Source organism: Terriglobus sp., from assembly GCF_965201105.1.
Lineage (GTDB): Bacteria > Acidobacteriota > Terriglobia > Terriglobales > Acidobacteriaceae > Terriglobus.
Window position 1 is genome coordinate 2,977,294 of record NZ_OZ241741.1, and the last position, 13,692, is coordinate 2,990,985.

Genomic DNA, 13,692 nt, shown 5'->3' on the forward strand with positions numbered 1-13,692 from the left:
CAGTCGCCGACGTGCATCTGACAATTTCAGATAAGATTTCTCTTAATCGGCATAGTCATCCGGGGAGTGGTCTGGAGCCTAAGCCGAGAGAAAACCATGCACGACTTGTATCTGATATCGGCGAACAGCAGAGCAGCATTCGATAAAAATCTGCAGCGCCAACCAATCCCAGGAGATCTTCCATGTCTTTCCAACGACTGTCGTACGCACCCACGAGCCGTCCTGCCCTAATTCCCCCGGTTGCCCTTGCGGGCTCATTAGGAAACTACCGACCGGCGCCAACCGAAAAGGCGTTGCCGCGCGATGTAAGTTCGCGTTTTGGCCTTCGTCTTCGCGAACTTCGCCGCGAACGCAATATGACACAGCTGCGCATGGCGACCGATTTTGGGATCGACCGCAGCTTTATCAGCGATGTGGAGCGCGGTCGCAAGTCGATTTCGCTGCCGATGCTGGAAGTGATTGCGCTTGGTATGCGCGTTTCACTGTCTGACCTGCTGCGCGATCTGTAAACCTGATCGAATCTGGCAAACCGCTACGTAAATCGGCAGGCTGTGTTTTTGGAAGCAGCACGCTGATGGTTCCTGCCACGTTTTGAACTTGTGACAAATTTGTTTTGAAGAAAGGCCCTCAGGCATGCTTGAGGGTTTTTCTTTTTGGCGGAACGATAGCTCGTTGCCCGCCCGCCCACCCCCCGTATCGAGTTTTGTAAGTTCTTCATTCTGAACGGGGTTGGGTTGGGGGTACGGGGGTAAGTTCTTCTGTGAGAGGAACTTGCGTGCAAGTTCCTGACGGCAGAGGACTTGCGGTGGTTTCGGGGGTGGCGGACGGGGCGGCGGGGGATGTGTTCCCGAGGGTGCGGAGGTTGGTGGCGGCGAGTTGGAGGCCGTAGAGGAGGGTGGAGGCGCGGTGGATATCGATGCGCTGGTCGGCGAGCGCGTTGAGGACGGTGGAGAGGGCGACCTGGATGGAGGCGGCGTCCTCGATGGGGCCGAGGGTGTATCGCTTGGCGAAGGGCTCGATGGCTTCGACACGGTGCCACTTGTCTTCGGCGTCGACGACGGGGACGTTGAGGCAGCGCGTTGTCTTCTTGTTGGGCTTGTTCCGGCGGCGGTACAGGGTGTGGTAGTAGCAGAAGTGCCGTCCGCTCATGGCGGGCGATCCGCAGACTTCTCCATTCGCTTTGATGTGTTTGCAGCTTGGGAACCCCGGATAGTCTCCTGTGTACTCGTCCATTGTTTGACCTCTCCAAATAGCAGCGGGCCAGCCCCCCGATGGGCTGGCCCGCTGCTGCTTTTTGTGTGCTCTTCCAGTTTACGCGGGTGGAGGGAAATACCATGCCAGCTGTAAGTTGCTGTTGTGGCTTGGTTTAGGGATGGTGGGGGCTTGACAAGGTTTGGCTACTTCTCGTGTTTCAGCTCTTCCGCTCGTGCCAGATTTCCTGCGATGTAGCGATGCAGGCGGGTGTCCTGCTCGTGAGAGACGTGGTGTCGAAGAAGAGAGAAGCTTTTGGAAGTGTTCATCAGGATGAGCACTGCTGCTGTTCTTTGCCTTGTCTCCCCATTAGCACTTTCCGAGGGACGCCTCCAAGGCCGGTAATGCGGGCTCACCGATGTCGGCGAGTGCCTTGCCGACCGGATCTTCTGCAAGGAGATATCGACTCGTCATGGTACTAGGCATAAAAAGCTGGGTGTCGCGGCGATCCAAAAGCTTCGCTAACGCTGTGGCAGCCGCAGCAATTTGTAACTCTCCTGCCATTCGAGCTTCAGTGATGATCACCAGCCTATCCGTTGACGTTTCGAGTAGGTTCGGTAGTTTGGCACTCAGTTCCTTACGCAGATCTGGCTGCGCTCTCGCCTCGCTGATAATCTCGTCTGCTTCCTGCCTCGTCATTTCTGGGCGACCCAGATTGAAGAGGAGGTTGCTATAGTCCGGTGGAAGCTGACAACGCGCGGTGTTCGAGATAACGCTAAAGAGCAACAAAAAAGATAATCGGCAATGTTTCATCTTGGCGTCACTCTTTCGTTCGTGTAGTTACTTTGAACGGTTTGCCTGCAGGAGTGTAAGGACCTTCGTTCTGGTGGCGGGGCGAAGGTCGCGCTCGGTGCGGGCATAGTCGGCGGCGGTTTGGCCGGTGTTGTCTTTTACGTTGGGGTCGGCGCCGTGGGTGAGCAGGAGCTTGATGATCGGAAGGTTGCCGGTTCTGGCGGCGATCATGAGCGGCGTGATGCCTTTGTTGTTGCGGGTATTCACCTGAGCGCCATGGGCGAGGAGCGCGCTCATGGCTGGCGGCTGCAGATTCTTCGCCGACCAGGCGAGAGCGGTGTCACCTGCATCATCCCGCGTGTCCGATCTCGCACCCTTCCCGAGGAGCAACGTCAATGCTGGAAGGAGACTTTCCCTGCCCGTCGCCCACATCAACGGTGTTTTGCCTCGCGTGCCCGCAAACTGAACATCTGCACCATGGTCGATGAGCAACTGAACCGTTGCGATTACAGCTTCGGGGACCAAGACACTTGATGGGCCGATCAAAGCCGCACTCAAGGGCTCCTCATCGTCTGCAGCGTGGGCGTTTACGTCCGCACCTCTCTGCAGCAGAAGTTTGACTGTCGGCAAATCAGTATGCGCGGCAGCCTCGACTAGTGGAGTTACCCCGTTCGCTCCGTCTCTGGCATTCACGTGAGCGCCCTGGTCCAGGAGCACCTGTATGCCTGCCGTATTTCCCTTTCGAAGAGCAGCGAAAAGCTTTTTATCCAAATCTGTCGATTGCGCCGAGATGGAAGCGCTCACGAAGAAGAGCGTCATCAGGCTTCGAGGAAAGCGCATCTCCGTCTCTCCTTAAAGAACTGTGGTTATTTTGGACGGTTTGCCCGCAAGAGTGTAAGGACGCGAGTCTTGGCGGCAGGGCTAAGGTCACGCTCGGTTCGGGCGTAGTCGGCGGCGGTTTTGCCGGTGTTGTCTTTCAGGTTCGGGTCGGCACCGTGGGTGAGCAGAAGTTTCACGGTCTGCAGGTTGCCGGTCCTGGCGGCGATCATGAGCGGCGTAACGCCTTTATTGTTGCGGGTGTTCACCTGAGCGCCGTGGGCGAGGAGCGCGCTCATGGCACCGGGCTGGCTAGCGTTTGCGGATAAAGCAAGAGCGGTATCGCCGAAGTTGTCGCGTGCTTCAAGTTGTGCACCTTTGGCGAGTAGCAGATTCAACGATGGTACGAGTACGTCAGCGTTGGCAGCCCTCATGAGCGGAGTTGTTCCTCGCAGCCCAACGAATTGGATGTTTGCACCCCGGTCGATCAATGTGCGGACAGTTTCAGTTACGGCATCCGGATCGAGCGTGGTTGATAGCCCCGTCAGTGCCTCCGTCAACGGGGACTCTTCACCTGTCTCGTTCGCATTCACGTCAGCGCCTTTCTCCAGAAGGAGCTTGACTGTAGGTAGGTCTGTGCACCCGGAAGCTTGCATGAGCGGAGTTGCACCACCAGGGCTTTCTCGGGCGTTGATATGAGCGCCCTGGTCCAGCAGCATCTGTATGCCTGCCGTATTTCCCTTACAGAGAGCATCAAAAAGTTTTTTATCCAAATCTGTCGATTGCGCCGAGATGGAAGTGCTCAGGAAGAGGAGCGTCACCAGATTTTGAGGAAAGCGCATCTACGTCTCCCTTTAAGGTTGAACTACACGGTGTATCGCCCTGCGAGAAACCATTGCACCTCACGGCGGCGGCGGTTGACCATGCCTTTATAGATGCTCGAAGTACTTGGCGGCAGCCGATGAATGATTTTCTGTAAAGCAAGCGCTATCTCGCCCCGATTTAGCGCCGAAGTCACTGGTGGGATTGGTGAGATTGCATTTGCCGTGAAGCTTACGAGCGCCTCAAATTCTCGCTGAAAAACAGGAACAGATACGTATTGACAAACATAGTTGACGTATGTCGGCAAGTATATGTCCTGCATAGCAACCTGCTGCTCTTTCTTGAGGTGAATCAGGCGGTCGCCATGTGCGCCATGTTTCTCCGCATAGTCCCTCGCGGCTTGTCCTGTGACTTCGGCGGCTTCTCTTGCGACCTGTGCAGCTATTGCAGGGTCAACGCCAATGCTGTTCAGCATTTTCTCTACATTATTGCGGTCGTGCTTACCTAAGTCGTACCCTGGACCAAGCGTTACACCGCTACTGTTGCCTATCAGCTTTGCTGTTCCGGGAAAATGTAAGTACGAGCTAACCTCTGCTGGACCCCCTCCAGTCTCATCAAAAAACATCCAAGCTTTCGCGGCGTAAGAGATAGTTTGTGCGGATGCCGGTTTTGGCGTTTCGTTCGAATCACCAATGTAAGCCAAGGTGGAGAGGATGTGGAGGATGTCGGGGTTGCTGAGGACGCCGGCGTCGTGGAAGCGGCCGATGGGGCTGCCGGCGAGGGAGAGGACCTGCTGGGTTCGTCCGTCCGCGATGCCGTTCGGGGTGAGCTTCCATTCCCTTTGCAGGAGCGTAACGGCAGCCTCGGTTTGCGCGTCATAGACGCCGGTGGGCTGTACCAGCCTGAAGCCAAATTCACCCGGTTGGCGGCCAAGGGCAATGAACCTGTCCTGCAGTGCGGAGACCCGTGGCCCCTTGTCGCCCCTGCGAAGAGGCGCCGCGTATGCGATGAATGGGTCGTAAAGCGCCATCAGTTTCCTACAGCGACTTCGATGAACTGATTGGCGGCCAAGGCCGGTTGAATGCTGAGGGAGAGTATGTGGTTGGTGCCGTCGCCACCCTGGACGGCGAAGCGGCTGATCCAGCCACGGAAGGAGAAGCTGCAGATGACATCCTGTGCGTTCTCGTCCTTCCAGAACTCCAGCTTTATGTCCTTGATTTTGTCTTTCGTCATGCTGTGCGACAGGGCGAAGATGTCTTTCAGCACGGAAAACGGAACGTTCTGGTCGTCGTGGATGTCGGCAACGACGTCGATGGCACAGGCGGTGGTGCCCATGGCGGGTTGACCCAGCCCGTCGTGGCGGGTGGCTACTTCAAAGTGCGAGGAAAGGGCGTTGAACTTCAGTCCGTCGATAACAACAGTGGTGTTGCATGGTCGAGGCATTTGGAACTCCTTCTCAGGAAGGAATGTAGTACCTCGGCTGAGATGAAGGTCTGGGCTGATGGGGTGTATGCATATTCGCTGCAGTCCTCGCTGGCCTACGGCAGAGAAGCAGTCCCTCAGGGGCTGAAGCCCGGTTGTTTGGTGGGGGTTTGCGGCATAGCTGAAGCTATGCCCTTCCGGAAAAAGCGGCGGCGGCGGATGTAATGCTGGGTGGGGCGGAGGGGGCGTGAGCTCGGTGTGTGGAGTCGCTGGCGGGGGTTGGGGTTTGGCTACCTCGGCGGCTAAAGCTGTTGGGCGGCAAATGATGCCTTGTGGGGTGCGGGCAAAATGCAGGTTTCTCCACTACGCAGGACGGTGAAGCTGTCCTGCTCCGGTCGAAATGACAAGCTTTGAGGAGGCTACCTCGGCGGTGGAGGCGCGGCGGGGTCAGGAGGCGGTGAGGTTGCAGGGGAGGAAGAGGCGGAAGAGGGTTCCGGGGGTGGTGAGGGTTCCGGGGGCGGTGGGGGTATGGCGGCTGCGGACCTGGAGGGAGCCGCCGTGTTTGCGGACGAGGTCGGCGGAGATCCAGAGGCCGAGGCCGGTGCCGTTGTTGCCCTTGGTACTGTAGAAGGCCTCGAAGATGCGTTGGGAGACGTGCGGGGGCATGCCGTGGCCGGTGTCGGAAACGAGGATCGCGACGCCCTTGGCGCCCGTGATGGGGTGCACGGCGCGGTGCGAGCCGATGCGCAGAAGGCCGCCGAGACGCATGGCGTCGATGGCGTTGCTGACGAGGTTGCTGAGGACCTGGCGTATTTCGCCTTCGCGGCAGACGACTTCTGTGTTGTCGCGGAAGGTGGTGTGCAGCTGGACGTGGTTGTTGGCGAGGCGGCCGGCGTAGATGGCGAGGACGGGTGCGAGCAGGTCGGCGGCGCCGATGCGCTGCGGGCGGGTGCTTTGGCGATGGAAGCGCAGGCTTTGCTGGGTGATGTGGGCGGCGCGGATGAGCTCGCTGCTGGCGGTTTCGAGGTAGTCGCGGGTTTCGGGGGAAAGATCGGGGTCCTGCTGCGCGAGGTAGAGCAGGTTGGTGATGGACTCGAGGGGGTTGTTGATTTCGTGCGAGATGGAGGCGGCAAGGCGGCCGACGGCGGCGAGCTTTTCGCTTTCGACTAGCTTGGCGGCGGTTTGATCGCGCTGTTCGATGACGCTGCGGACTTCGTACTGGCGCGAGCGGCTTTTGAGGGCGGCGCGGGCGAGGCTGAGCAGGGTGGCGGGACGGATGGGGCGTTCGACGAGCGTGGCGGAGGGGACGTATTGCAGAAGGGCTTCCAGACGGGCGCTGGCAGAAGCCTGGGCGTAGGCGGGCATGAGCAGGAGGATGGGGACGTCGGACCAGTGGGGCTGGGCGTCCATGGCCTGCTGCAGCTGGGCGAGGGCGCCGCCGCCGAGCGTTTCCGCGGCGACGACGAGAGCGCCGATGTCGCCGGTGCGAATGGCGTCGAGCGCGACCGGAAGGCTGGAGATGACGACGGCGGGCATGCCGGCCTGCTGAAAGGTGCTGTGGAGCAGCGAGCTGTCACGGCCTACGGGTGCGAGTAGGAGCAGCGCATCCTCATTGGCCAAGGTCGGCGGCCTCTGGGTTGGCAGCGGGTGCTGCTTTGCCGACGAAGTTGGGAACGCCGGTCAGCACGCCCTGGAAGCTTTCGAGTGCCTCGCCGACGGTGATGCGGCCGGAGGTGAAGGAAAGCTCGCGCAGCGTCCGTTCGTGATTGCCTACGCGCTTTTTGAGTACGGAGAGGCTTTGGCGGATGCGGCCGCTGGCTTCGAAGTAGCGGAGAAGAAGGACGGTGTCGGCGAGATAGCTGACGTCGACCTGGGCCTGCATAGTGCCGACCAGGCCGTGCTGGGTCATGATGAGAAGGGTGACGACGCCTTTCTGGTTCAGAAAGGCGAGCAGCTCGTGCAGATGCAGGATGAGGTCGTTCTCGCCGGGCATGGAGTTGAGGAAGCCGTTGAGGCTGTCGATGACGACCACCTTGGTGTCGCGCTGCTCGACGTCGTTGCGGATCTGCCAGATGAACTCGCCAGGGGACAGCTCTGCCGGGTCGACCTGGGACATGGCGAGGGTGCCGCGGTCGAGCTCCCTTCCGATGTCGAGGCCGAGGCCCTCGGCGCGCTGGCGGGCGGTGCGCAGGACTTCGTCAAAGGCATAGACGATGGCGCGTTCGCCACGGCTGGCGGCGGTGTAGGCGTACTGCATGGCGATGGAGCTTTTACCGGAGCCAGTGGGACCAATAATGAGGGTGCTGGAGCCGCGGGGGACGCCACCGCCGAAGAGTTCGTCCAGCTCCGGGATGCCACTCTGGATGGAGGTGTGGTCGAAGTCGATGCCGTGTTCGGCGGCGACCAGGCGCGGGTAGACGACTACACCTTCCTGGTGGATGTTGTAATCGTGGAAGCCCTCGCGGAAGGTGGAGCCCCGAAGCTTGATGATTTCGATCTGGCGGCGGGTGGCGCCAAAGGTGCGGGCCAGCTTTTCAAGCCGGATGACGCCGTGCGCGATGCTTTGGAGCTGGCGGTCATGGCCGTTGGCGGTGCGGTCGTCGAGCATGAGCACTGTGGTGTTGCGGCCCGCGAAGAAGCGCTTGAGCGCGAGCAGTTGGCGGCGGTACCGGATGTTGTCGCTGGCGAGCAGACGAAGCTCGGAGAGCGAGTCGATGATGAGGCGGGTGGGCTTGCGCTGTTCAACCGCAGCGGTCATGCGGTCGATGGTGCTGGAGAGCTCAACCTCAGTGGGGTGGAAGACGGTGTATTGTTCGTCAACGCTGAGACTCGCCTCGTCGGGGATGAACTCGACTACGGGAACGGAGGCAAAGTCCCAGCCGTGCGAGGTGGCGGATTTGCGCAGCTCCTGCTCCGGCTCAGAGAGGCTGATATAGAGGACCGACTCGTTGCGCCGGACACCTTCGAGCAGGAATTGCATGGCGATGGTGGTTTTGCCGGTACCGGGATCGCCCTCAAGCAGATACATTTCCCCGGTGGGAAGGCCGCCCTCGAGAATGTCGTCCAGCCCTGAAACGCCGGTGTTACTACGGTTACTGCTCTCGGCCATGCTGCGATCGATCCCTTTCCGGTCCGTATTCATGATGGACGAGAGAGGGGCGTGCGGTAAAGCGGGTGAAGGCGAAGTACGGCGTCAGTCTGTGTTCGGACTTTCGTCTGGTGGAAGTTGCTGGGGGTTGGCATTCAGAATCTGATCGAGCGTCAATGTGAAGACGCGGCTATCGGTCAGGGCAACAATGACCAGGTTTCCGTCGAGGACATCGACATACTCGATGGTGGAAGAGTCAGGCATACGGGTAGATTGCCGCCTACTGACACGAACCGTCTGCTCCCTAGTGGACGGATTGCACCACTTACCGCGACGCGCAGCGTTATTGCAGCTTGGCGATCAGTCGCGGCGAAGGCGGTTGAGGCCGTTGAAGGCGGCAACCTTGTAGCACTCGGCGAGCGTGGGGTAGTTGAAGACGGTTTCGACGAAGTAGTCGACGGTGCCGCCGAGGGCCATGACGGCCTGGCCGATGTGGAGGAGTTCGGAGGCACCCTCGCCGATGATGTGGACGCCGAGGATGGACCGGTTCTCGCGGTGGAAGATGAGCTTGAGGCGGCCGGTGGTGTCGCCGCGGATCTGGCCGCGGGCAATCTCGCGGTAGTAGGCGACGCCGACTTCGTAGGGCACGTCTTCTTCGGTCAGCTGCTCTTCGGTCTTGCCGAGGAAGCTGATCTCCGGGATGGTCCAGATGCCGTAAGGGTAGTAGCTGGGGTTGGAGAGGATGGTTTCGTCTCCGAATGCCCTGGCGGCGGCGATGCGGCCCTGCTCCATGCTGACGGAGGCGAGCGAGGGGAAGCCGATGACGTCGCCGACGGCGAAGACGGACGGGCACTTGGTGCGGAAGTCTTTGTCGACGGGGATGCGGCCGCGCTCGTCGGCCTGGACGCCGATCTTGTCGAGCTGGAGTTCGTCGACGTTGCCCTGGCGGCCGACGGCGTAGAGCAGTGCCCCGCCCTGGACCTTTTTGCGGGACTCAAGATTCGCGGTGACGGTGCCGTCCTCGTTTTCATGGACGGACTCGACCTCTTCGTTGAGGCGCATGGTGACGCGGGAGTCACGAAGGTGGTAGCTGAGGGCCTCGATGATTTCCTGGTCGGCAAATTCGAGCAGGCGCGGGCGGCGCTCAATGAGGGTGACGCGGACGCCGAGCGCGGCGAACATGCAGGTGTACTCAACGCCGATGACGCCGCCGCCGACGACGATCATGGTCGAAGGCAGGTTTTTGAGCTCGAGAATGAGGTCGGAGTTGATGATGGTGCTGCCGTTGATGGGCACCTTTGGGCTGGAGGCGGGCTTGGTGCCGGTGCCGATGATGATGCTGTCGCCCGCGTAGACGGTGGAGCCGCGGGAGTTGGTGACGCGGATGTGAGTGGGGTCTTCGAAGGAGGCAACGCCGGTGAGGACTTCGATGTTGTTGCGGGAAAGCTGGGCCTCGGTGACGTCGATCTCGGTCTTGATGACGTGCTGAACGCGGAAGGCCAGGTCGGCCATGGTGATGCGTTCCTTGACCCGGTAATTCATACCGTAAATGGACTTGTAGTTGTAGCCGGAGAGGTGGAGAACCGCCTCGCGCATGGTCTTGGAGGGGATGGTTCCGGTGTTGATGCATGCGCCGCCGACGACCTCGCGGGATTCGACCAGGGCGACGCGCTTGCCAAGCTTGGCGCCATAGATGGCGGCGCGCTGGCCGGAGGGGCCGGAGCCGATGACGATAAGGTCGTAGCTGCTGCCGGACTTGTTGGAATTGGCCATGCTGTAGCGGCTTTTCCTCGGGTAAGGGGATGCGGCTGGCTGCGGGCGTTTGCCGTGGCAGCGGGGTCACTGTTTGGTGTATCGGCAGGGCCGGGGTCGCGGTTGAGCGTCCGGAGTTGCCCCTGTGATACGGCCTTAAGGCTACCACGGCGGCAGGTGGCGGATGCGCGGGCGGAGTGCGTGAGGTGAACGGGAAGCGGCTTCGGATAAGCTGGGCGTGAAAGAGTGGTGAGGATGCCGCAACATTGCGTTCGATGTGAAGCTGTGCTGCCGCTGGTGGAGGGCGAGCCGGCCTCGTTTTGTGCGCAGTGTGGGCTGCCGCAGTTGCGGGTGTCAGAGTCGGTGCTGGAAGCGGCAGAGACTCTACGGCTCGAGAGCGCAGAGGAGGACGGCGCGCCGGCGGTGCAGCCCGGCGGCGTGACCGACACATTGCCGGGTGCGCTGGACTGGCCGGTGATGCTGCGCGTTCTGCTGGTGGCGACGGCAGTGGGCCTGTTGCCGGCGGTGTTGCTGCGGGATTTGTTGTTCAGCGGTGCGGTAGGGTTTGCGGCGATGTTTCTGCTGCCCTTGCTGGGGCTGGCGAGCGGCGTGGCGTACCTGCGGTGGCGTCCGGCGACGCGCATGACGGCGGGGGCCGGGGCGCAGATGGGGCTGGCGCTGGGAACGATGCTGGCGTTTGCGGAGAGCGCGGTGACTGGAATCGCGAGCTTTGCCCTGCGGTATGGGCGGCACAACCGGAGTCTGCAGCAGAACTTCGACGCGGTGATGCAGCAGGCATCGGCGCAGGTGCGGGCGACGCAGCCGGATGCCCCGGCAACGTTGTTTGCGGCGATGCAAACGCCGGAGTGGCACGCGGGCTGGTTTTTGGTGATGCAGGGTGCGTTGATGCTGATGCTGGTGGTGGCGGGTGCGATCGCGGGGCTGGTGGCGGGGGCGTTGCTGGGGGCTAGGCAGCGGGGGCTGCGGGCGGGGTAAGGTGGGGCGGCGAAGAGGCTAGATAGTGTCTGGTGCGTCTTCTTACGGAGGCATTCCCTGCGGATGTCGACAGAAATGCGGGTTTCTCCACTGCGCACCCACGGTGAAGCTGTGGGTGCTCCGGTCGAAATGACAAGTTTTCAGTCGTACCTAAAGCCCCCACCGAAGCGACAGCTTACGGCACAGCTACAAGATGTGCCCCTCCGAATGACGAGAGAGCTGTGGGTGCTCCGGTCGAGGTGAGAATGCGATGGCGGTTCGCACCAACGCGGCGAAGGTGGGGGCACGAGAGTCAACGCGAGGGCGCGGTATGATCCTGAGCAGGATGAGCGAGACGAACGTGGGGAACGCTGCAGAGCAGGGTGCGCCGGGGCAGGAAGTGCCGAACATTCGTGAGAAGGGACGGCTGCTGTCGGCGTCGGAGATTGACCGGACGCTGGTGCGACTGGCGCACCAGATTGTGGAGAAGCACAACGGCGGCGGGAACCTGGGGCTGGTCGGGATCAAGCGGCGTGGCGTGCCGCTGGCGGAACGGATCGGCAGGATGATTGAGTCGATCGAGAAGCAGCCGGTGGAGATTGGGTCGCTGGACATTCAGTTCTATCGGGATGACCTGTCGACGAGCGGGCCGCGGCCGACGGTGACGCCGGGGGCGATCGGGTTCGATATTGCGGACCGCGACATTATTCTGCTGGATGACGTCTTGTACACGGGGCGAACGATTCGGGCGGCGCTGGATGCATTGTTTGACCATGGCCGGCCGCGGTCGGTGCGGCTGCTGGTGCTGATTGACCGTGGGCATCGCGAGCTGCCGATTGAGGCGCAGTTTGTGGGGCGTGTGGTGCCGACGAGCTCGCGCGAGATTGTGGAAGTGAAGCTGAGCGAAGTGGACGGCAGCGACCAGGTGTTGCTGGTGGAGCGGGTGGACTGACACTACCCGTGAGCTCCGCTCGGCACCGAAGATATTTCAGTGCGCAAGGTGCTGCTATCGATTGCGCTGGACGAGCCCCCTTTCCCTGATTAGCATCGAAAGAGCGTGAGGTCGGCTGTATGGCACGTTACACGGTAGAAATGGACGACAAGTTCGCGAAGACGCTGCGAGACCTGGCGAATGGCGGCAGCACAGCGGCAGTCATACAACGCGCTGTGGCTACGTATGAGTACTTGAAGTCGCAGGTTCCGGATGCGTCCAGTCCCAATCGAGTTGCGATCGCGAACAACGAAGGCGTGGTGCAGCAGGTTGTGATCCTTCCCTAAAGCATGCCCGAGCCTACTCCGCTGTTACCGCATGTCACGCGTATTGAGCCGGAAGACAAAGGGCAGTTTAAGGACTTACAGCCGGCTCCGTTTCTGGTTCGATGGAATACGATCTTCGTCGCTGTCGGCCTGCTGTGGGTATTTGTGGTTGCGGCATCGGCTCTTGTGTATTACCTGTGGCATTTGCCGCCGCAACCCTCTGTTGCGGGCATGAGTGCGGCGCAGGCGAAAGAGACTCTGGATACCTATACGCAGGTGTACAACCAGTACCGGCAGTCGTTTACCGACGTGTTTGAATTGCTGGTAACGCGTACCGTGCTGCCGATCGTAACGCTTCTGCTTGGGTATCTGTTTGGCAGGCAAGCAGCGAGTTAGGGTGGCAGAGACCTGAAACCGTTCTTCTCGTAGAGGACGCGTGCGAATTAAGACACCTCCTATTGCATAGCAGCTCCGCCCACCTTAGCTCGCAAAGAACGCGGCGAAGGTGGGGCACGTCTCTCGTTAACGAGAGCTGGCGAGCATGCAGGAAATGCTCTTGATACCATCGCGTTGGCATGGGCGATGATGGCGTAGAGGCGAAGAGCGGGACGAACGCGGGTTCCCTGCTTTCGATTGCGGACTTTTCGCTGGATGAGGTTGCGGCGGTGCTGCAGCGGGGCGATGCGCTGGCGGCGGAGGCGCACCGGGAGCGCGTGGCGCGGCTGGATGGGCGGCGGGTTGCGCTGCTGTTTTATGAGTCGAGCACGCGGACGCGGACGAGCTTTGAGCTGGCGGCGAAGTCGCTGGGCGCGATGACGACGCTGGTCAGCGACAAGTCTTCTTCGATTGAAAAGGGCGAAAGCCTGTATGACACGGGCGTAACGCTGCGGGCGCTGGGCGCGGAGTGCATTGTGCTGCGGTCGAATTTTTCGGGTGCGCCGGAGGTGCTGGCCCGGTTGACGGGGCTGCCTGTGCTGAACGCAGGGGATGGGATGCATGAGCATCCTTCGCAGGCGCTGCTGGATGTGCGGACGATGCTGGAGTGGTTTGGGATTGCGCCGGTGGCGGTCCGTCCGGATACTTTGCGTGACAAAGTTGTGGTGATTACGGGGGACATCCGGCATTCGCGGGTGGCGCGGAGCAATGCGATGCTGTTGCCGCGGTTAGGGGCGCGGGTGATCCTGTGCGGGCCGGAGGAGTTGTTGCCGCAGGAGGCGCTGGGGCTTTGGCCGGGTGTGGGGCCGGCTTTCGAGATCCAGCGGAACTTTGAGCGGGCGTTGCGGCTGGCGGATGTGGTGATGATGCTGCGGGTGCAACGGGAGCGGCTGCTTGGGTTGGAGTTGGATGTGGCGGCGTATGTGGAGCGGTACCAGTTGCACGAGCGGCGGCTGCGGGAGTGTGCGCCGGGGGCGCTGGTGATGCATCCGGGGCCGATGGTGCGGGGGTTGGAGATTACGTCGGACGTGGCGGACGGGGCGCAGTCGCGGATTGAGCGGCAGGTGACGCATGGGTTGCGGGTGCGGATGGCGTTGCTGGAGCGGGCGTTGACTCCGCATCAGGAGGCTGCATGAGAGCCG

16 protein-coding genes are annotated in these 13,692 nt (G+C 61.2%); 6 read left to right on the top strand and 10 right to left on the bottom strand.

Annotated features, from left to right (window positions below; genetic code table 11):
• Window positions 1-182: 182 nt before the first annotated feature.
• The gene (locus ACOFKT_RS13115; RefSeq protein ID WP_419804425.1) at window positions 183-509 is read left to right on the top strand and encodes a helix-turn-helix domain-containing protein; all 327 of its coding nucleotides are present in this window, start codon (window positions 183-185) and stop codon (window positions 507-509) included.
• 205 nt (window positions 510-714) lie between these two features.
• Here ACOFKT_RS13115 and ACOFKT_RS13120 read toward each other — a convergent pair whose 3' ends face one another.
• The 10 genes from ACOFKT_RS13120 to sthA all read right to left on the bottom strand — a co-directional run bounded on the left by ACOFKT_RS13120 (window position 715) and on the right by sthA (window position 9,904).
• Window positions 715-1,233, bottom strand: coding sequence for a hypothetical protein (locus tag ACOFKT_RS13120; protein WP_419804426.1), 519 nt, complete (start codon window positions 1,231-1,233; stop codon window positions 715-717).
• 327 nt (window positions 1,234-1,560) lie between these two features.
• Window positions 1,561-2,004 carry a hypothetical protein gene (locus ACOFKT_RS13125; RefSeq protein ID WP_419804427.1) on the bottom strand — a complete coding sequence of 148 codons (444 nt, stop codon included), beginning with the start codon at window positions 2,002-2,004 and terminating at the stop codon, window positions 1,561-1,563.
• Between the two features lie 27 nt (window positions 2,005-2,031).
• The gene (locus tag ACOFKT_RS13130; protein ID WP_419804428.1) at window positions 2,032-2,802 is read right to left on the bottom strand and encodes an ankyrin repeat domain-containing protein; all 771 of its coding nucleotides are present in this window, start codon (window positions 2,800-2,802) and stop codon (window positions 2,032-2,034) included.
• 47 nt (window positions 2,803-2,849) lie between these two features.
• Window positions 2,850-3,641 carry an ankyrin repeat domain-containing protein gene (locus ACOFKT_RS13135; protein WP_419804429.1) on the bottom strand — a complete coding sequence of 264 codons (792 nt, stop codon included), beginning with the start codon at window positions 3,639-3,641 and terminating at the stop codon, window positions 2,850-2,852.
• A 23-nt stretch (window positions 3,642-3,664) separates the two neighbouring features.
• Complete coding sequence (locus tag ACOFKT_RS13140) at window positions 3,665-4,651, bottom strand: peptidoglycan-binding protein (RefSeq protein ID WP_419804430.1); 987 nt, start codon at window positions 4,649-4,651, stop codon at window positions 3,665-3,667.
• The gene (locus ACOFKT_RS13145; RefSeq protein ID WP_419804431.1) at window positions 4,651-5,064 is read right to left on the bottom strand and encodes a hypothetical protein; all 414 of its coding nucleotides are present in this window, start codon (window positions 5,062-5,064) and stop codon (window positions 4,651-4,653) included. Before ACOFKT_RS13145 ends, ACOFKT_RS13140 begins: the two co-directional genes overlap by 1 nt.
• A gap of 426 nt (window positions 5,065-5,490) precedes the next feature.
• Complete coding sequence (locus ACOFKT_RS13150) at window positions 5,491-6,579, bottom strand: sensor histidine kinase (RefSeq protein WP_419804432.1); 1,089 nt, start codon at window positions 6,577-6,579, stop codon at window positions 5,491-5,493.
• Window positions 6,580-6,652: 73 nt separating this feature from the next.
• On the bottom strand, window positions 6,653-8,152 hold the full coding sequence (locus tag ACOFKT_RS13155; protein WP_419804433.1) for an ATPase domain-containing protein: 1,500 nt from the start codon (window positions 8,150-8,152) through the stop codon (window positions 6,653-6,655).
• An 84-nt stretch (window positions 8,153-8,236) separates the two neighbouring features.
• On the bottom strand, window positions 8,237-8,395 hold the full coding sequence (locus ACOFKT_RS13160; protein ID WP_419804434.1) for a hypothetical protein: 159 nt from the start codon (window positions 8,393-8,395) through the stop codon (window positions 8,237-8,239).
• Window positions 8,396-8,491: 96 nt separating this feature from the next.
• Complete coding sequence (sthA, locus tag ACOFKT_RS13165; protein WP_419804435.1) at window positions 8,492-9,904, bottom strand: Si-specific NAD(P)(+) transhydrogenase; 1,413 nt, start codon at window positions 9,902-9,904, stop codon at window positions 8,492-8,494.
• 264 nt (window positions 9,905-10,168) lie between these two features.
• Here sthA and ACOFKT_RS13170 point away from each other — a divergent pair, with 264 nt between their 5' ends.
• The 5 genes from ACOFKT_RS13170 (at window position 10,169) to ACOFKT_RS13190 (ending at window position 13,686) form a co-directional block, all read left to right on the top strand.
• Window positions 10,169-10,879 (top strand): hypothetical protein, encoded by a 711-nt coding sequence (locus ACOFKT_RS13170; RefSeq protein WP_419804436.1) that lies wholly within the window; start codon window positions 10,169-10,171, stop codon window positions 10,877-10,879.
• Window positions 10,880-11,204: 325 nt separating this feature from the next.
• The gene (gene pyrR, locus ACOFKT_RS13175) at window positions 11,205-11,810 is read left to right on the top strand and encodes a bifunctional pyr operon transcriptional regulator/uracil phosphoribosyltransferase PyrR (RefSeq protein ID WP_419807171.1); all 606 of its coding nucleotides are present in this window, start codon (window positions 11,205-11,207) and stop codon (window positions 11,808-11,810) included.
• Between the two features lie 119 nt (window positions 11,811-11,929).
• The gene (locus ACOFKT_RS13180; protein WP_419804437.1) at window positions 11,930-12,136 is read left to right on the top strand and encodes a hypothetical protein; all 207 of its coding nucleotides are present in this window, start codon (window positions 11,930-11,932) and stop codon (window positions 12,134-12,136) included.
• 3 nt (window positions 12,137-12,139) lie between these two features.
• The gene (locus ACOFKT_RS13185; protein WP_419804438.1) at window positions 12,140-12,511 is read left to right on the top strand and encodes a hypothetical protein; all 372 of its coding nucleotides are present in this window, start codon (window positions 12,140-12,142) and stop codon (window positions 12,509-12,511) included.
• Window positions 12,512-12,690: 179 nt separating this feature from the next.
• Complete coding sequence (locus tag ACOFKT_RS13190; RefSeq protein ID WP_419804439.1) at window positions 12,691-13,686, top strand: aspartate carbamoyltransferase catalytic subunit; 996 nt, start codon at window positions 12,691-12,693, stop codon at window positions 13,684-13,686.
• The last annotated feature ends 6 nt before the right edge of the window (window positions 13,687-13,692 follow it).